Source organism: Gardnerella sp. DNF01205 (assembly GCF_049244135.1).
Classification (GTDB): Bacteria; Actinomycetota; Actinomycetes; order Actinomycetales; family Bifidobacteriaceae; genus Bifidobacterium; species Bifidobacterium leopoldii.
In genome coordinates, this window is the sequence record NZ_CP058378.1 from 66,123 (window position 1) to 85,753 (window position 19,631).

At 42.9% G+C, this 19,631-nt stretch carries 13 protein-coding genes and 2 tRNA genes; 3 read left to right on the plus strand and 12 right to left on the minus strand.

What is annotated here, in order from left to right; genetic code table 11:
- Window positions 1-5: 5 nt before the first annotated feature.
- From HXT47_RS00265 to HXT47_RS00310, 10 genes are all read right to left on the minus strand, one after another.
- Entirely contained in the window at window positions 6-1,484 is a 1,479-nt protein-coding gene (locus HXT47_RS00265) for an FAD-dependent oxidoreductase (protein ID WP_116442538.1), read from the minus strand.
- Between the two features lie 310 nt (window positions 1,485-1,794).
- Window positions 1,795-4,107, minus strand: coding sequence for a heavy metal translocating P-type ATPase (locus tag HXT47_RS00270; RefSeq protein ID WP_415688436.1), 2,313 nt, complete (start codon window positions 4,105-4,107; stop codon window positions 1,795-1,797).
- 325 nt (window positions 4,108-4,432) lie between these two features.
- Window positions 4,433-4,505, minus strand: a tRNA-Ala gene (locus tag HXT47_RS00275).
- Between the two features lie 34 nt (window positions 4,506-4,539).
- Window positions 4,540-4,613 (minus strand) — tRNA-Ile (locus tag HXT47_RS00280).
- Between the two features lie 127 nt (window positions 4,614-4,740).
- On the minus strand, window positions 4,741-5,220 hold the full coding sequence (locus tag HXT47_RS00285; RefSeq protein WP_004106140.1) for a Dps family protein: 480 nt from the start codon (window positions 5,218-5,220) through the stop codon (window positions 4,741-4,743).
- 57 nt (window positions 5,221-5,277) lie between these two features.
- Window positions 5,278-6,573, minus strand: a complete 1,296-nt coding sequence (locus HXT47_RS00290) for a hemolysin family protein (protein ID WP_064340211.1) — start codon at window positions 6,571-6,573, stop codon at window positions 5,278-5,280.
- A 76-nt stretch (window positions 6,574-6,649) separates the two neighbouring features.
- Window positions 6,650-7,420, minus strand: coding sequence for a TIGR03943 family putative permease subunit (locus HXT47_RS00295; protein WP_004106138.1), 771 nt, complete (start codon window positions 7,418-7,420; stop codon window positions 6,650-6,652).
- On the minus strand, window positions 7,417-8,511 hold the full coding sequence (locus HXT47_RS00300; RefSeq protein ID WP_112928828.1) for a permease: 1,095 nt from the start codon (window positions 8,509-8,511) through the stop codon (window positions 7,417-7,419). Before HXT47_RS00300 ends, HXT47_RS00295 begins: the two co-directional genes overlap by 4 nt.
- Window positions 8,512-8,566: 55 nt before the next feature.
- Window positions 8,567-9,226, minus strand: coding sequence for a carbonic anhydrase (locus HXT47_RS00305; protein WP_004106136.1), 660 nt, complete (start codon window positions 9,224-9,226; stop codon window positions 8,567-8,569).
- Window positions 9,227-9,453: 227 nt separating this feature from the next.
- Window positions 9,454-12,210 carry a phosphoenolpyruvate carboxylase gene (locus HXT47_RS00310; RefSeq protein ID WP_004119754.1) on the minus strand — a complete coding sequence of 919 codons (2,757 nt, stop codon included), beginning with the start codon at window positions 12,208-12,210 and terminating at the stop codon, window positions 9,454-9,456.
- A 205-nt stretch (window positions 12,211-12,415) separates the two neighbouring features.
- Between HXT47_RS00310 and HXT47_RS00315 the strand changes: the two genes are divergently transcribed.
- Window positions 12,416-14,137, plus strand: a complete 1,722-nt coding sequence (locus HXT47_RS00315; RefSeq protein ID WP_421789070.1) for a threonine/serine ThrE exporter family protein — start codon at window positions 12,416-12,418, stop codon at window positions 14,135-14,137.
- Window positions 14,138-14,235: 98 nt separating this feature from the next.
- Here the strand turns inward: HXT47_RS00315 and trpS are convergent, their stop codons facing one another.
- On the minus strand, window positions 14,236-15,327 hold the full coding sequence (gene trpS / locus HXT47_RS00320; protein WP_004106132.1) for a tryptophan--tRNA ligase: 1,092 nt from the start codon (window positions 15,325-15,327) through the stop codon (window positions 14,236-14,238).
- 145 nt (window positions 15,328-15,472) lie between these two features.
- On the opposite strand from trpS, the gene HXT47_RS00325 reads away from it, so the two are divergent.
- Window positions 15,473-15,853: a DUF3073 domain-containing protein gene (locus HXT47_RS00325; RefSeq protein WP_004106131.1), complete on the plus strand. Its 381-nt coding sequence runs from the start codon at window positions 15,473-15,475 to the stop codon at window positions 15,851-15,853.
- A gap of 118 nt (window positions 15,854-15,971) precedes the next feature.
- On the opposite strand, the gene HXT47_RS00330 is transcribed toward HXT47_RS00325, so the two are convergent.
- Window positions 15,972-16,388 carry a sterol carrier family protein gene (locus HXT47_RS00330; RefSeq protein WP_004106130.1) on the minus strand — a complete coding sequence of 139 codons (417 nt, stop codon included), beginning with the start codon at window positions 16,386-16,388 and terminating at the stop codon, window positions 15,972-15,974.
- Between the two features lie 237 nt (window positions 16,389-16,625).
- Between HXT47_RS00330 and HXT47_RS00335 the strand changes: the two genes are divergently transcribed.
- A complete protein-coding gene (locus HXT47_RS00335; protein WP_004119745.1) occupies window positions 16,626-19,115 on the plus strand; it encodes a glycogen/starch/alpha-glucan phosphorylase in 2,490 nt (829 codons plus the stop codon).
- Window positions 19,116-19,631: the final 516 nt, after the last annotated feature.

Genomic DNA, 19,631 nt, shown 5'->3' on the forward strand with positions numbered 1-19,631 from the left:
GGGCATTATTTGCTACCTAAAGCAATATTTACAAGTTCAGACGCTGAAACAACTTTCTTTCGAGTTCTCTGCTCATTGGCTCCAAGCTCACGCTCATAAGAGTCAACTCGCTTCCAACCGGCGTAATCAATTGGTTTAATGCCCTTTTCTGCCAATAATTTATCTATAGAATTTTCATCACGATCAGGTGCGATTCGCCCAGCATTGCCAGCTTTAGATAAATCTTCAAGCATATTATTAACAATCAAAAGAGCATCAGATTTTGTAGAGCCGATTAATCCTACCGGCCCACGCTTAGCCCAGCCAGTTGCATACAATCGCTCACGGACTTCGCCATTTTCTACAGACGTCACTAAGCGTCCATCAATATTTGCAAGCAAAGTACGCTTTTCGTCGTAAGCAATTCCTGTAACTTCTGCAGGATGGTAGCCAATGGCATGGTAAACAGCTTGCACAGCGTAATCTTCAAATTCACCTGTGCGAGTCATTGTGCCATCCGCGCTTGTTACAGTTCGCTCAACTCGTATTGCTTTCACACGCCCATCTTCACCAAGAATTTCTACCGGCGCACAGTTGAAGTGGATAATATAGCGTTTGTCGGCTGGATTCCCCTCAAAATCAACGTTTCCGCCATCTTCCATATCTTCTGCCATGTCTCGAATCGCAAAAAGTTCCTCAACCATTTGACGCGTGAGCTTATCGTTACCTGCAACTTCTATCGTCTCATCGTCAAGTTCAAAATCATCCTCATTAATAACAATTTGCACTCCGGATAACTTTTCCATTTCGCGCAATTCTTGAACAGAGAATTTTGCTTGGGCAACTCCACGACGAATAAATAAATGCAAGGTTTGGGTTTTATTTTTTTGCAATCCCTCATACACGTCGTCTGGAATATCCGTATGCGCGCGCAAATAATCAGGATCTCGTAAAAGCTCACGAGCAACATCCATTGCCACATTTCCGCCGCCAATAACAGCTACTTCCTTAGCTTCGAGCGGCCATTCTCGATTGCTAGTTGGGTATCCGTCGTACCATTCTACGAATTTTGCAGCTCCGTACACTCCGTCTAAATCGGCGCCTGGAACTCCTCGAAGAGGCCTATCTTTCACAGCGCCGGTTGCAAATAGCACAGCATCGTAGCGTTCCAATAAATCTTCTAATGCAATATCCTTACCAAATTCAACATTTGCATAAAGATGAATATTTGGATTATCAAGCGTCTTTTCAAGCGCATCCGCAATAAATTTGATACTTGGATGGTCAGGAGCTACTCCGTAACGCACTAATCCAAAAGGCACTGGCAATTTTTCAAAAAGATCGATGCGAGCGCTAGAGCCTAATCCCAATTCTTCTCCACGCTTTGCAATCTGGCGTAAGAAGATATCGGAAGAATACACTCCTGCAGGGCCTGCTCCTATTACAGCAATACGCAGTTGAGATGTTTCTTGTGAAACATTTTCGTTTAAATTATTTTTTTCCATTATTATCCCCATATTGAGCTGTATTATACGGCACTTTTCGCCGTTTTCGCGCTATTTAGCACGGCCTACAAGCATAGGTTGCCTCAATCCACTCAGCAGCGTAACTGTAAAGCGTTTATATGTAATTCTTCGCCAAAAATAAGTTACGTACAAGCTTGAGCTGTTACCGTTTGCAGCTAACTCGTATGCTTTCATAATTAGACTAGCGCATTACTTCGTCTTACAACATGCTCAAATAAATAAAATGCTCAAACGAATATTATTAAAGGTGTCGTAATGAATATCGTAAAAAATATTGCCAAAAATATTTTTATTTTCGTTCGCACAATGCTGTTAAAGCCCACATAATAGCAACAACATCAATTGCTTCTTGCATCATTGCACCAATAACTGCTGGAATAAAACCGAAAGCCGCAAAAATCATACTTATAATTGCCAATCCAATGCCCATCAATACTGACTGAACCATAACGCGTTTAGTATGTTTTGCTACTCTTATTGCGCTTGCAACGGAAGAAATATCGTTGTTCATAATAACTAACTGAGCACATTCAGATGCTGCCGTATCTGTGCCATCCGTTACCGCCACGCCAATATCTGCAGCCGCAAGCACTGGAGCATCGTTTACACCGTCTCCAACCATCATTGTTACAGTCGAATCTTTCTTACTTTTGGCTGCATTGTAATTGTGCTTTTTTACATACGCTAATTTATCTTGCGGAAGCAAATCTGCATATATTGTGTCAATTCCAACGCTTTTACCAATTGTTGTTGCAGCTTGCAAACTATCTCCAGTAAGAATAGATATTGAGCACGCACCAAGCGTACGCAATGCGTCAATAGTTGATTTCGCGTTATCGCGAGGCACGTCTTTTAACACAATCCGACCAACTAGCACTCCGTCAAAGGAAACATAGGTTGCCATTTCGTCTGCAGCGAGCGCACTGACTACATGTTGTGCCGCAATATGTTGTGTCGCAATATGATTCATGACCTGTTTATTAATATCATCTTGCTCAGTAACATACTTTCTACGCCCAACGCGCACCAAAACACCATCTACAACGCCTTGAATACCCTGACCTGCAGTTTCCTTCACACTATGCACTACTGGATACTCTCTAACGCTAGGCAATTGCGGAGTTGAAGATGGATGCGTGTGCTCCCACAAAACTGAACCTGCTTTTGCTATACCTCCAGCGAGAATATGCTGAGAATACGTTTCTAGCACACCTGCGAGCATCACAATTCGATCAGCTTTCTGCGTAGTATCGATTACGTCTACGTTTACAACTTGCGGCTGTTTTACAGTTAGCGTGCCGGTTTTGTCAAAAAATACGTCTGTTACACGACTTAATTGCTCAAGCACATCCTGACTTTTAACAACAATTCCAAGTTTTGCTAAACGCCCAGTACCAGCCATGCAAGCAACTGGAACTGCAATAAGCAGAGGACATGGGGTTGCTAGAACCAATACTTGCGCAAATCGCAATGCGTCGCCAGAAAAGCTCCAAGCAAGACCTGCAATCGCAAAAGATAATACTGTAAACGGCACAGATAGCATGTCTGCAAATCTAACTACTGCAGCTTTAGAAGACCTAGCAGACTCAACAAGCTGCATGATTTTCTGATACTGCGAGTTTTTAGACAGCTTTGTTACGCGCATAATAAGCACAACTCCACCGTTTACACAGCCTGAAAGCACTGCAGCTCCCGCATAGACTTCTCTAGGAACAGATTCTCCGTTAATAGTACTTGTGTCTAAAATTGCAGAACCGCTTAATAATTCACCGTCAACTGGCACTGTTTCGCCAGGAAGCACAATAATTACGTTTCCTATCTTTAGCTCATCAACAGGAACTGTAGCGTAACGCTGCAAATTTGAGGAGATTTCGTTGTCTGTAGATGCTTGCAAAAATGGGCAATTATTTTGTTTACAGTTGCAATTTTGCAAGTCATTATTTTCGCAATTACTTTCGCTATTTTGCTCGCTACTATTAGATTGCTTAGAATTAGCGGCATCTACTTTTCTAAATTCAGCATGCTGGCACAGAACACACGAGCTAGGCTTGCACTGATTTTCACTCAAACATGGCGGTTCGTATGATTCATCATTTGCTTGATTATTATTCATACCATGCTCAATACCTGGCAAAGTCATAAGGTGAGCAGTTTTTGGAGCTGCGCTTACTAAAAGAGATAGATTGCGCTGAGCTTTCATATGCGCAAAATCTTCTATAGCTTCTCCAGTCCAAACCATTACAACAATCAAATAACTTGCCCAGAACTCACCAATACAAAGTGTTGTAAGCAATGCAACAAAAGCAAGTAGATCAATACCTAAAGTTCCATGCAGTAAATGTTTAATCATATTACGCAAAGAAATAACGCTCGTATATAAAACGAGAATAGCGATAATAGTTTTGCCAAGACTAATACTTATGGAAATACTGCAATTAATTTTTAAAAAATCAAAGATTTGCTGCGAAAAATTAGAAATTTGCTCACAGAAAGTAGCTAATATAGGCAAATTATACGAGTACAAAGGCGCAATAAACGGAAAAGCAAGAATTACGACTGTTAATTGTGGTGCACGACGGCAATATGCTAAAAGTTTACGCATACACTTTCCTTACGCTGATCAGGTTAACTACGCTTAAAACGCTGCTAACACACGATTTCACGCCTTGTTAACCCACTGAGCGCAACCTAAATAGCGCACTCAATACACGGCGTAAAGATACTTATGTTGATTTTTGGTTAATCCCAATTTTGGAATTAACAATGACTTTTAATTATTTATTTGTCTCTTTAATATACCATGAAGCCTTGATGAGAAACATTCTCATAAACACAAGCTTAAATAATGCAAAACCAAAACAAATCCAAAAAAATAAATTAATAAATAAAAAAAGTTCTGATTGAAAAATCAATCAGAACCCTGTTCGTGGAGCTAAGGAGACTCGAACTCCTGACCCTCTGCTTGCAAAGCAGATGCGCTACCAGCTGCGCCATAGCCCCATTCGGTATTGAATGAAATAATCACTCAATTCCGTGGGCCCGGGAGGACTTGAACCTCCGACCTCATCCTTATCAGGGATGCGCTCTAACCACCTGAGCTACGGGCCCAACTCGTACGCCTAAAACATACAAGTAGTTACATTAGCACAGACACAGAAAATGTCAAACCGCAACACGCCATAAAAAAGAAAATAGCATGTTGCGGTTTGAATCAAAAAAATTAAACAGAGGTTAATTAATCAAGATGACTGCGCATGAACCACTGGAACTTTTCCAACTGTTGAACATGATCTTGAATAATATTTGAGCTAACTAAATCAAGCTCATCAAGCTCCGCGATAGCTTTGCGATCGTCTGCAATCATATCGTTATAGTATTCAATAAGCGCTTGCAAATACTCCTTTGTGGACTTGCGACCAGTCAAAGCAAAACGCTTCCATGTACGAGCAGCAACAACATCATCAGCACGTCCAAGTGGAGAACCACCCAAAGTTGCAATTCGCTCAGCAGTTTCATCCGCCTGCGCCAAAACTTCAGCAACCTGTGGATCAAGCATTTCATGCACTGCAATAAAATCTGAACCAGTAACATTCCAATGCGCATGCTTAAGCACCAAAGCAGCTTCCTGCTCGTGGCTTAAACGATTCTGTAAAATGGCAACAGCCTTTTCACTGGCCGCTTCGTCGAGACCTGGCAAAATATGCAACAAAGCCATGTTCTATCCTTCCTTAGGTTTGTTAATACCGTTATTATTCTACTGCTATGGCTTAAACTACGCGCGGCGACGCACTTCAATCGTCGCAATACGCCTACCATCAACCGCAGTCACAGTCATATCGTAACCATCCGCATCATGCAAAACAGCTCCAACACTTCCCATTGAACCAGTATGCGCTAAAAAGTAGCCTGCAACAGTCTCATACGGACCGTCTTCAAGCTCAATGCCGGTAATGTCAGCAAAATCTTCAATGGTCATACCGCCATCAATTTTTGCAACACCATTTACAAAAGCAGTTGTTTTATTCACATTATTTTGCTCAGTTTCACCAGGCAAATCATATTCATCGCGAATATCTCCAACTAGCTCTTCTGTCATGTCCTCGAGCGTAACAATACCGTCAGTTCCACCATATTCATCGATGACAACAGCCAAATGAATACCACGTTTACGAAGAAGTTCCAGGCTCGGCAATAGTTTGGAAGTTCCAGGAAGACTAATTCCTTCGCGAGTTACATCTGCAACAGTTTTTGCATTTGGATCACGCACATCTAGCAAATCGCGAACATGCACAAAACCTATAACATCATCAAAATCTTTGCCAATAACAGGGTAGCGAGAATACGGAAGCTCACGAATTTTCGCGGCAGCTTCTTCAAGGCTCAATGAACCATCCAAAAACTCAACATCAGCACGAGGACGCATCACTTCAGCAACAATAGTTTCCGAAGCATCAAACACGTCATCCAAAATATTGCGCTCATCCTGACTTAAACGCTTATTGCTATTAACAAGCACGCGCAATTCTTCGTCAGAAACTTCGCTTTCCTTCTCATTAGGATCAAAGCCAAGAATGCGCACAAAACCGTTCGTATTCTTTCCAATAAGCCAAATTAAAGGCTTGCAAATCTTTGAGAAAATATCTACTGCCGGCACAACCGATCGCGCAATCTGCTCAGCACGCTGCATAGCAATACGTTTCGGAACTAATTCAGAAATAACAATAGAACAGTAAGAAATAACAAGAGTTAGGAAGATTGTTGTAAGTGGGCCAGCAACGTGCGAAGAAACACCCCATGAACATACAACCGGCACAACATACGGAGCTAAAGCAGACTCACCAAACGATGCGGAAAGAAAGCCAGAAAGAGTTACTCCAATTTGTAGAGCAGATAGAAAAGTGTTGGGATCGCGGGCAATTTTTGCAACTCTAGCGCCACGCGCATCCTGCAATTCCATGCGATCAATTTGCGAACTTCTCAAGCTCACTAAAGCTAATTCGGTTGCCGCAAATACGGAACCAAATAGCAAAAAAATCATAATGAGTAGAATATTAAAACCAATCGCCATACTTGTTATCTTAGTTTACTTCTATGCGATATCAACAATTCTAAAATAATTATCACCATTAACGAAGATAAATTATTTATGGGCGATAAAAATATCCAGTTGGAGCTTGAGCTGTTTGCATTGATATAACGTGCAGCACAACTCCAGGATGCTGATATCCAGGAATGCCAATATTGCCTCTAGAAACACGTGCACGAACACGCACCCATTCATGATCTTGAATTTCGCCAATATTTGATTTTTCGGCAACTAATCCAAACGGAGACATGTCGAGAATACAGCATGACATAAGCTGACGAGATACCCTAAATTGATTTGCATTCAACGTAGAATCTCTGCTAACAAAACCTGTAAGAGTAATCGTGTATCCATCATATTTTGCAGCATTATGATCGATTTCGTCATACCAGGAGCCAAAATCATCATCATCAACTGCTATCTCACGAGACTTTTCATACAATCCCGACAAAGGATAATTTTGGCTACGAATAGCAATAGCACGACCACCAGCATACTGGTCGAATCCATCTACACTAATATTTTGAGCGTAACGCAAAGGAACAATAATAAGTAGCGCAGGAACAACGAAAGCTACAAGCATACGCCAAACATCGCGCGAAGAAACAGAAAACCATCCAATCGCAGCGCATATAGACAGAATAAATAGCAAAATAGCAGTAATTAACAAATAATAATATGCTCTAGGCGTAGTAAAAAGCGTATATTGACCGCTTAAAGTAACTTCCGCAATTATGACTGCAAAAAATAGCAATAAAATAGCTTCTACCAATTGAGCTAAAGTGATTTTTTTACAAGCATTATGCTCAACACATTTTTGTTTTTTCATGCGATGAACCCCCAAGCCCAGTGAGCTAATAATGACGCTAGGAAGCACGCAAAAGCAATAGTTAATGTTAAGCGCCACACAAATTTACCACGGCAATCCTCAACGAGCATAAGCGTATTCTTTAAATCAAGCATAGGACCAAACAGCAGAAATACTAGCACCGACGACATAGGCAATGATGTTGCTAAACTTCTTGCAATTACAGCATCTGAGCTGGAGCATAGAGAGCTTGCGTACGCAATAGCCATCATTACAGGAATAGCAATTAACACATTACTCACTTGTACGCGAGAAGCAGGATCAGCTCCGAGCCATGCGCGAATTACAGAAGCAACTATAGTTCCACATACAATAATTGGAATTAATTTTATTAAATCCTGATGTATATGCTGCACATATTTGCGAATTTGCGCAGAAATACTATGCTTTTCAATATTATTTTTTGTGAGATTACTTTCGTTATTCAATTCGCAAGAACAATGTAAAGAAGATTTATTTTCTACTAAAATTTTCTTACGCAAAATATTGGTTTTTGAAGGGAATATAACAAAACTTAATCCAACCAGTAATGCAATACCAACACCTAGAGCAATACGCATAATAGCAACAGCTGGGGCGTCAGAGAACGCATAAAATGTTGCTAATACAGATACTGGATTTACAACAGGAACTGCACATAGAAAAGTTATGGCGCACGGTAATGGTAGTTTTCTTGCAACTAAACGAGAAAACGTTGGAACTACTACACAATCACAAACAGGCACGCAAACGCCAGCCAATATGGCAGCCAAAAAACCGTTTGCCGTAGATTTTGGAGCATGTTTCTCAATAAAATCAGCAGTTACCCAAGTTTCTACTGCAGCAGAAACAAGCACACCTATGAGAGTAAAAGGTATCGCTTGTAGCAACAAACCGGAAACACCTCGAATTGTTGTATCAATTAGAAACCAAGGATGTCTCCCCTGTAAAGCAGGAGCAGCTGCAATAATAAAAGCTACTAAAGGAGCTCCAACAAGCAAGAAAAGATAGTTCGCAGAATTAGCAGAATTTGCAGAATTCGCACCAAGCGTACCTTTAGATGATTGATTCATATTTGTAACCTAACAACGTATTAATAATTCTGTTAAAAATGTGACTACATGCTACTTAGCATGAAAGAACCTCTACCAAACCATCCTTCATTCTATACCTAGCACCAACTAGCATGAGGTTATCATTAAAAGCAGATTCACGAATAGTTTGAGATTTATTACATATTTCAGCAAGAATATTAGATACATGGATTCGTTCAATATCATCCGTGTTTAATTCTTCTTCAATACCAGCAAGTGCAGCAGGACCTAAAGAACGAAGCAATATTGACTCGCTAGACTCAATTATTTCGCTTGTTTCATCTTCGCCGTATTTAGAAACCAGCTTTTGCACATTCGGCAAAACGGCTTGTACTGCACCGCAATGCTCATGCCCAAGCACAACAAGCACTTTTACTCCCAAATCGCTTACAGCGTATTCTAAAGATGCAATTACAGCATCATCAAGCACTTCGCCTGCAGTGCGAACAGAAAAAATATCACCTAAACCGGCACCGAACACAAATTCTGGAGCAACGCGCGAGTCAGCACAGGAAAGAACAACAGCTCCAGGATGCTGACCTTCAATAAGAGATAATCTCGTTTCTTCACTAAGTCCATCACAATTTAATGAGCCTTCTGCAAACTTACGGTTACCAGCTAGCATCGCGCTCCACACAGATGTAGCCAAAAGTGAATCTTCTTTTAAAAGATCTTCTTTGACTGTCTCGTGCATTATTACCTCCTTGTATTGATGCGCTTGCGCAAAGGTGACGAATACAAGCTATCAACAAATTTTGAAAACACTTCGACTTATAAAACATATTCTATCGTTACTGTGTTAAATAGAAAATATGCTATAAAAGCTAACAAAATTTATAAAATATGATTATAAAAAGAAAAGCCAACGCACAGCTAACAAAGCAGCACGAAGGCTTTTCTTAATCATATAAACTTATAAAATCATCCAGTATTCTGCAAGCCTGCAGCAACACCAGAAACAGTGCAAAGAATAAGGTAGATGAACTCTGCCTGCTGGCTTTCGCTAAGCTCTTCTTTGTCTACCTTGTTGCGAAGCTTGTGCAATGCAAGCGACTGGATTACAGACAGCGCGTCAACATAAGGCGAGCGCACACGAATAGCCTGGCCAAGCACGTGACGGTGCTGCAAAGGCCACTTGTCGTCGACAATTTGCAAAACCCACTTGCGAGTAAGCTGCATTTCTGAAAGTACTTTATCGCTCAAATCTTCACGATCTCCAAGGCTTAAGTACATGCGAGCAATACGCTCATCTGTCTTAGCCAAAGACATCTCAATATTGTCAATAAAAGTACTGAATAGCGGCCACTCTTCGTAAGCTCTGCGCAAAGTTTCCAAGTCACCAAACTTTTCGCAAGCCGTGCCCAAACCGTACCATGCTGCCAAATTGATTCGCGCCTGAGCCCAAGAGAACACCCACGGGATTGTGCGCAAATCGTCCAAAGACTTCGCACCCAAACCGCGCTTAGCTGGGCGAGAGCCGATTGGGAGCAAGCCAATCTCGCTAAGCGGCGTAACCGTAGAGAACCATGGAGTAAAATCATCCGTTTGTAGCAAGTCAAGGAAGCGCTCATGAGCTGCAACATCAAGTTTTGCAGCCATATCCGCATACTTCTTCGTCATATCAGTGTTAGTTTTCTCAACACTTGGCGAAGACTGAAGCAAAGTTGCAGAAGCAACGGATTCAACGTGACGAATAGCAAGAATTGGATTGCCATATCGTGCGAAAATAACTTCGCCCTGCTCAGTAAGCTTGAAACGGCAGTTGACGGAACCAACTGGTTGAGCAAGCACTGCACGGTTTGCAGGACCGCCACCGCGACCAACAGCACCGCCGCGACCGTGGAACAGTGTCAAATCAATATCATGCTTCTTAGCCCATTGAGCAATTCGCTCCTGAGCGGAATGCAAAGCAAGCGTTGCGGAAGTAGGACCAGCATCCTTGGAAGAATCCGAATATCCAAGCATAACTTCCATCTTGCGGCCAGTAGCCTTAAGACGAGCTTGCACTTCAGGAATTTTAATAATCTCCTCAAGCACATTTACGGAATTCTGCAAATCTTCAAGCTGCTCAAACAGCGGAATGACGTCGATTGTTGGCGCATCCTGTGGGTGAGCGAAAGCAAGACGATTAAGCTCAAATACATCGCGCACATGCTGAGCAGATTTTGCGAAGGAAATAATGTAGCGTCGAGCAGCACGCATTCCGTTGCGCTTTTGAATTGCACCCAAAGCACGGAACGTATCGAGTACTTCACGAGTCATTGGCTGAAGCGGTCCGCGTTCGCCGTGCAATCCATGTTCGCGAATATCTTCCAAAGCACGAGAATGCACGAGAGAATGCTGACGGAATTCCATTTCAACCATGTGGAATCCAAAGGTTTGCGCCTGCCAAATCAAATCCTGCAAAGGACCATATGCAGCACGAGGATCTCCGCCTTCTGCCAAAGAGCGTTGCACAATTTGCAAATCCTCAATGAAATCTTCGCAAGAATGATACATCAAATCCGTATCGCGGCTAATAGTGCGATGCAAACGGTCAGCCATTACAAGCATTACAGCACGATGCGGCTCACTGTTAGAAACGTCTGAAGCGTTTTCTGTAAGCTGTTCGCTCATTTCGCGCTGACGATTCCACAACTCAAGCAACTCCACACTTGGAGGCGTTGTGCGCGTTTCCATAGTTAAGCATTTGCCAACTTCGCGAGTACGATTCTCCAAAGCCACAAGCACGTGATCGCTAAACTTTCGAGCGACTTGACGACTCACTTTAGCTGTCACATTAGGGTTGCCATCTCGATCTGAACCAATCCAGCTTCCTGGATGGAAGAATGCAGGGCAACGCGGAGGAACTAATCCAGCCTTCTTGCCAAGCAGCCAATCGTCAAATCGACGATACACGACTGGAATCGTGTCAAACAAAGTAGCGTCAAAAATGTCAAGAATAGTGTCAGCTTCTTCAACTGGAGTTGGCTTCTTCAAAGCAATCGGAGAAGTGCGAAGAAGCGCATCAATTTCGTTATAGAGACGACGATAATTTTCGCGCTTATCAGATCCGCCTAAACGATGATGTTCGCTTAATAATTGCGAAATTCTGCGAATTTTACCTGCAACGGCTTTACGACGAGCTTCGGTTGGGTGCGCAGTAAATACAGGATGGAACTCAAGCTTTGCGAGCAATTCTTTCGCTTCAGCAGGGCTCATTTCAGTGAGTAACTTGTGATAAGCACAAGTTAGTTCGTTAACTGGATCAACCGGCAACGAGTCTTCAACTTCACATTCACGCTGATGAAGTACAGAAACACGATAATTTTCCTCGCACAAATTTGCCAAGTGGAAATATGTTGCAAAAGCACGAGCTAAAAGCTGCGTATCGTGCAAATTCATTCCGTTGAGCTTGCTAACAGCTTTACTTAAGCCATCATCTGCAGTTACTTTTGCGTCTACCATTTGCGCAAAATGAGCTGCACTAGCTTCTACAGCATTCAAACGCACATCGTCGAATACTGCTAATAATTTTTCATCAAATTCGCCAAGAACATCGCGAAGAATATGCAAGCACAAATCCATGTCTTGCTTAAGTGATGCTGGAAGGTCACGCTCCTCTGGGCCTTTTCGCCCTAAACCAGACGTAACAATAGTTGCGTCTGCCGGAGTAACCTGCTGATTTTCTGTTGCCATCAGACCTCCTTACGCCAGACTAAGGTTGCTTGGTCGTCTGACTTCCGCGGCTCCTCCGCGGTTATGTAGGTCAGAAGTTGCAAGCCCACAGCCTTGTTTCCAGCGAGATACCAAGTTAATTGTGAAACTACCACCGGACGTAGTAAAGAATGCTGATTTATCAACAAAATATAACTCGGCAACGGGGTTGCGTATACTAAAAATTGTGAGTACAGCAGAGAATAATATCGAGAATAATGAATACGACAACAGCATCAACAACTGCGATTGCGATAAGCCTGAAATTCTTTCGACTGGTCATATAGTCGGAAAACCTTCTGGGCGTTTTCATACTCATGCTATTCCACTCGATATGGACGATGTTGAGCGAGATTGGGATAAGCCAGTTACGCAAGCAGGAATTGCTGCGAAATCGAGTATTATTATTCGCGTCGGTGCGCTCGGTTTAGGAGCAGGCACAGGAAGCTACCGAGTTCGCGAGCTTATGCACAGAATCGGCGAACCAATGGGTGTACATGTGCGCGCGGACGTGAATCTCACAGATATTGAAGCAACTTGTACTGATAAGCATGAGCGAATTACTGAAGTTGTAGATCTTCCAACCACAGGTGTTAACACTGAGCGTATTTGGCTTCTAGAACATTTTGCAGATTGGTTTAACGTCAAGCTTGGAAACGATTCTTTATATCACTCTAAAGCTGCTGTTTCTAAGGAATTAGTTGACACATTGCAAGCGAGCGACGACGAACATACCATTGTACAAACAGCTAAGCAGTCTGAAGAAAATGCTACTAAAATTGCAAAAAAGAAAGCGTTGCAAGAAGCTATAAAAAAAGAAAAACCACGCGGCATTTTTGCATTGCAGCCAGAAAGTGCTTACGCTGAACATTTTTCGCACGTAAACACATCCAACAGTAATGACGAGTCTAAAAATGATCATCCTCTTACAGTTAGGGAAGTACACGACCGTCTTGATTTGATTAAAAATAGGAAACCGCTATACAAACCGTGGTTTGCTGGTCTTGCTTCGGCAGTTGCTTGCGCATCCTTTGCGTTCTTGCTTGGCGGCGGTATTTACGACATGATTGGTGCTTTTATTGGTGCAGGAATCGGTCACTATATTCGTCGCAGAATGTTTATGAAGCATCTAAACCAGTTTGTAGTTACATTCGTAGCTGTTGCAATAGGTGCACTATCATGCATTGGGGCTTTACGTCTTATTGGCTGCTTTGACCCTAGCGCGCTTAATCATACAACTGCATATATTGGTTCAGTGTTGTTTGTTATTCCTGGATTCCCTCTTATTACAGGCGGCTTAGATATTGCAAAAATTGATTTCCCTTCAGGAATTCAACGACTGTGTTACACAATGGCGATTATTTTGATGGGAACTCTTGCAGGATGGACGGTTGCAAGCCTTGTACAGCTCAATCCTCAAGGCTTCCCTCCTCTCGGATTAAATCCTTGGCTTAACGCAGTTCTTCGACTTATTACAGCTTTTGCCGGAGTATGGGGCTTCTCAGTGCTGTTTAATTCTCCACAACGCATGTGCATAGTTGCTGGCATTATTGGCGCTATTACAGATACTCTTCGCTTAACTATGACAGATTTTGGAGTTGCTGCCGAAATTGCAGCTTTCAGCGGTGCTTTATTGGCAGGTTTGCTAGCTTCTGCTTGGAGAACTATCGTTCGTCACGGATTAGCGCCTCAATATTTGGGTTATCCACGAATAGGTCTTACGGTTCCATCTATCGTAATTATGGTTCCTGGACTTTATATGTATCGCGCAATGTTTTATCTTGGTCAATTCCACACGCTCCCGGCGTTAGACTGGACTTTCCGCGCTTTCATGGTAATTATTTGCTTACCTATTGGTCTTGCTGTAGCACGCGTTATTACAGATAAAAGCTGGCGTTACGACGTGTGATGTTCTAAGTTTCAGCCCGTTAATTTTTAACAAAAAGCCGCTTACAAGTTTTCTTGCGAGCGGCTTTATTTTTTATTACTTTACTTATTGAAATTTAATTAATACTTCATTCCCATAGCATCTCGCACTTGGGAAAGCGTTTCTTCTGCAATAGCATTTGCACGCTTATTGCCGTCATGCAAAATGTCTCGAACAGTATCCATGTCTTTTGCAAGTTCTGCACGACGCTCACGGTGAGGTGCTAAGAAATTATTTACATTTTCAATTACGTAAGCTTTCAATGCACCAGCACCAGCGTTGCCAATTTCTTCAGCAATCTCTTTAGGATCCCTGCCTGTAACTAAACCTGCGGTAGTAAGAAGCGCAGAAACTTGCGGACGAGTTACTGGATCAAAAGTAATCATCCTCTCAGAATCAGTTGGACTCTTCTTAATTAATTTGGCAGTTTCCTCGGCAGTAGCTCCGAGCATAATCGAATTACCGTAAGATTTGCTCATCTTTCGTCCGTCCAATCCTGGAATTTCAGGAGCATCAGACAAAATTGCTGCTGGCTCTGGGAACACTGGATTCTTTTTTGCGTATCTCTCATTAAAACGACGCGCGATCGTACGAGTAATTTCAACATGCGGCAAATTATCTTTACCGATCGGCACAACATTAGCTTTGCAGAACAAAATATCGCAAGCTTGGTGCACTGGGTACGTAAGGAGCAATCCGGTTAAAGCATGTCCAGATGATTCCATTTCCGACTTTACAGTAGGATTCCTGTGTAATTCTGCTTCTGTAACGAGCGAAAGGAAAGGCAACATAAGCTGATTTGCTGCAGGAACTGCGGAATGAGTAAATATCATTGTTTTTTCAGGATCAATTCCGGCAGCCATATAATCCAGCACTAAATTCAAAACATTATCTTCAATATGCTCAGTAGTGTCACGATCAGTAATTACTTGATAATCTGCAATAATAATATTAGTTTTTACTCCGCGCTGCTGCATTGCAACACGCTCACGAATAGATCCAAAATAATGTCCTAAATGCAAACGGCCAGTTGGGCGATCTCCAGTAAGCATAGTAAAAGACGAAGGGCTAGCTTTTAACTTTTCAAGCGTTGCATCTGAACGTTTACGCGCTGCAAGGAAGCTTGCGCTCATCTCATTACCAGCAGCTGTAACCTGTGCTTCTTCCGGCATTTTAGGCTCCTTAATTGTGCGTATTTTTACGCTGAAAATATGGCTTTTATGGTAAAAGTTTACACAGACAATATACTCGGTTGCGGTTAAGTGGTACGCTCTTGTGTGATGAACTGATTGTTACTTAATTTTTAGAGGGGGTCAGATGGGCCGCGGACGACAGAAGGCAAAGCAACAGAAAATTGCCCGTAAGCTCAAATACCTGACGACCGATACGGATTATGACGAGCTTGCTAAGGAACTTAATTCCAGCGAACCCGGACAAGGATCCTTCGATCCATTTGCGTCGAGCGAAAGCTATGAGGAAGATACATATCTTCCAGAAGAGAATGACACAGATCAAGAAAATGATGCCGTTGATGCTTCAAACGAAGATGATTTAGACGAGTATGCCAAGTGGGCTGCGGAAGCAGCTGCAAAAGCCGTTAGCAGCGAAAACTCTTCTACAAACTCGGGAGCGCACACGCCAGTGCATCATCATATCCCTATGCCAATTCCAAACTTCATACACAAACACGACAATTAAAAATTAAATTTTATTAAAATTATTTTATTTACGTATCCTGGGCATTCGAAATACTGTTTGCCCAGGATATTTGTAAATACATGCTGTAAATACGCAATTTAAGCTGCTTAAAGCCAACTTACAACGGCAAAATATCGCTTAAATCATCACGCTCGCCAATTGCACTTATGTTGCCAAAGTCCTGTTCCTGATGCCATTTAGTAACACCACTCGCTAATCGAAGCCATACTTTAGGCTCAAGTTCAATAACATCTGGCGGCGTGAGATTATGCGGATCCGAAGCTGGTCCTTCCAAAATTTTTACTGCACCAAAAGGCGCAACTCTTACTTCTACTGCACACCCAGGCACCTTATTTTCAAGAAGATATAACGAATATCTAACTGCTAAAGCTTCGTCGCTTAAAGAGATATTTAAAATATTACTATTTATTTGCGTAGCTTCTACGCCATCGCCAAGTGCTTTAATAGCTGATTCGCGCCAGGATTGCCAAGCACATTGTCCTCGTTTTATATCTCGTTCAAGTATTACTGACATACTTTTTATTATCTTCTAAACAACCTACTTTCAGCAATATATTTGTATTAAGACGTTATATACAAATATTTAAAGGGGCTAGGTTGTGGTATTCTTGGGGTTATCGTGTGCATTCACATGCCTCTTGTAGTTATCTGCAAAGGTTATCTGCAAAATGGTGGTGGTTTAATTGTCTAAACACAAAGTTTTAGGCTGCACACTTTTAGGAAATATATCAAACGGCACAAGGAGTCAAATATGACTAAACACGTCGCGCCGAAAGCCAAAACTACTGCGACGGCATTTGCCAAAGAACTTCAAGAGCACCTCAAGTACACCCAGGGTGTAACGCCAGAGCAGGCCACTACGGCAGATGTGTATGTTGCCGCTGCTACCGCAGTTCGTCGTCACTTGATGGACTCTTGGATGCAGACTCAGCATGACATGGTTAATGGCAACACCAAGGCTGTGGGCTATTTGAGCGCAGAGTTCTTGATGGGTAAGCAGCTTGAGAACGCTTTGTTGAACGCTGGTCTTACTGACCAATTCAATAAGGCTGTTACTAAGCTTGGCTTTGATCCAAAGGCTGTTATCGATGCTGAGTATGAACCAGGTTTAGGTAACGGCGGTTTGGGTCGTCTCGCAGCCTGCTTCATCGATTCACTCGCCTCTATTGGCGTTCCAGCATTTGGCTACGGCATCCAGTATCGTTACGGCATCTTCAAGCAGCGCTTTGATGAAGAAGGTAAGCAGGTTGAAACCCCTGATTACTGGCTTAGCAATGAAGAGCCATGGGGTCACATTGATTATGGTCGTGACCAGCGCGTCAACTTCGGTGGTGAAGTTGTAGAAGAAAACGGCAAGCGCGTTTGGAAGCCAGCTTGGTCTGTTCGTGCAGTACCAGTTGACTACATGGTTCCAGGTTATAATTCTGGTCGCGTAAACACTCTTCGTTTGTGGACTGCTAAGTCTTACGACGAGTTTGATTTGCTCACCTTCAACAAGTCTGATTACTTGGACGCTGTTAAGCCACAGGTTGCAGCGGAAAACATTTCTAAGATTCTTTACCCAGAAGATTCCACTCCAGAAGGTAAGGCTTTGCGTCTTGAGCAGCAGTACTTCTTCGTAGCTGCTTCTATTCATGATGCTATCCGCGTATTCTATCCAGGTCAGGATAAGCCGGATCTCACCACCTTCCCAAGCAAGATTAACTTCCAGTTGAACGATACTCACCCAGTTATCGGCATTCCAGAGCTTATGCGCGTTCTTATGGACGAGTACGGCTACGATTGGAACACCGCTTGGGGTATCACCACCAAGACCTTCAACTACACTTGCCACACCTTGCTTCCAGAAGCTTTGGAAGTTTGGCCAGCCAAGCTTATCGGCGAACTTTTGCCACGCCACCTTGAGATCATTCAGGGCATCAGCGAGCAGTTCCGCAACGAGCTTCGCGGTAAGGGCGTTGCTGAGGATCAGGTTGAGCGCATGCGCATCGCTACCGACGCTGACGAAAATGGCGAAGGTGCTGTAGTTCGTATGGCTTACTTGGCTACCTACGGCGGTTCTTACGTTAACGGTGTTGCTGAGCTTCACTCTGAGTTGTTGAAGGATGTCACTTTGAAGGACTTCTCCAGCGTTTACCCAGATAAATTCAAGAACGTCACTAACGGCGTAACTCCTCGTCGCTTCGTGCGCTTGAGCAACCCACGTATGTCTGCTCTTATCACTGAGGGCTTGGGCACCGACGCTTGGCAAGGTAATTTGGAGCTTCTCGAAGGTTTGAAGCCATTGGCTGACGACAAGGCATTCGTTAAGAAGTTTGCTGAAGTCAAGAAGCAGAACAAGCTTGCCTTCGTTGATTTCGCAAAGCAGAAGTATGGCTTTGAGATCAACCCAGACACCATGTTCAACACCATCATCAAGCGTTTGCACGAGTACAAGCGCCAGTCCATGAAGATCCTCCAGGTCATCTCCATGTACGCTGGAATTAAGAACGGCACAATCGACGTCGACAAGATGCTTCCACGCACCGTGTTCTTCGGCGCTAAGTCTGCTCCTGGCTATGCTATGGCAAAGCTCACCATTCAGCTCATTAACAATGTTGCTCGCGTGGTGAATAACGACCCAGCATGCAAGGGCAAGCTCGCTGTGTTCTTCCCACCAAACTACAACATCGAGTTGGCAATGAACTTGATTCCTGCCACCGATTTGGATGAGCAGATTTCTCAGGCTGGTAAGGAAGCTTCCGGTACTGGTAACATGAAGTTCGCTTTGAACGGTGCTTTGACTGTTGGTACTCTCGATGGTGCAAACGTTGAGATTCGTGAGCGCGTTGGCGCTGAGAACTTCTTCCTCTTCGGCATGACCGTTGACGAGGTTGAGAAGCTCTACGCTGAAGGCTACGATCACGGCGGCTCCCGTAAGTACTATGAGTCTGATCCTCGCTTGAAGACTGCTGTGGATATGGTTGCTGACGGCACCTTCTCCAACGGCGACAAGAGCGTGTATGAGCCACTCGTTAACGATTGGCTTACCCACGATTACTTCATGGCAATGGCTGACTTCAGCTCTTACATGGATATTCAGGCTCAGATTGAGGAAACTTACCGCGATCCAATGAAGTGGGCTCGCATGGCAGTCTTGAATGTAGCCAACTCTGGTTACTTCTCTTCTGACCGCTCTATCGAAGATTACCTCGATCGCATTTGGCACACTGGTGCTCTTCCAACACCTGTTGCTGAGTAATTGAGTATTCTCTAATAGCAATACATAATAACGCCTGCGTGAGTTTTGTACTTCCGCAGGCGTTATTGTTTCTAAACTCACTACTGCTTTTCGTAGTGTTATTTATTTCGTAGTGTTATTTATTTGCATAGTTACGTTATTTATGCATATATTTTTATTTTTAATCTTTTGAAGAAATTGTAAATATTGTTATTTTATTTTGCATGCACCTACCATTTGACACTAATAACTCCTAGAATAGCAATGTATTTTCAACAATATTCGCATGCCTTTAGTTGCGTGCTTTATTAAAGAAGGTTTTATGAAGAAGAAGAGTATACGCTTATCGTATTCATACATAATTACAGCAGTTATATGCGCTCTCGCGCTTTTGTTTAGTTTTGCAGCAAACAGCTTTGCTTTAACTTCTCGCGCAACTGCGCAGTCAACGCAACAGTCACAAAATAATAAACAAACGAATACCCCCCCCCCCTGAAACAAACTGATAGAAGCACAACTCAAACAAATAACACTGAA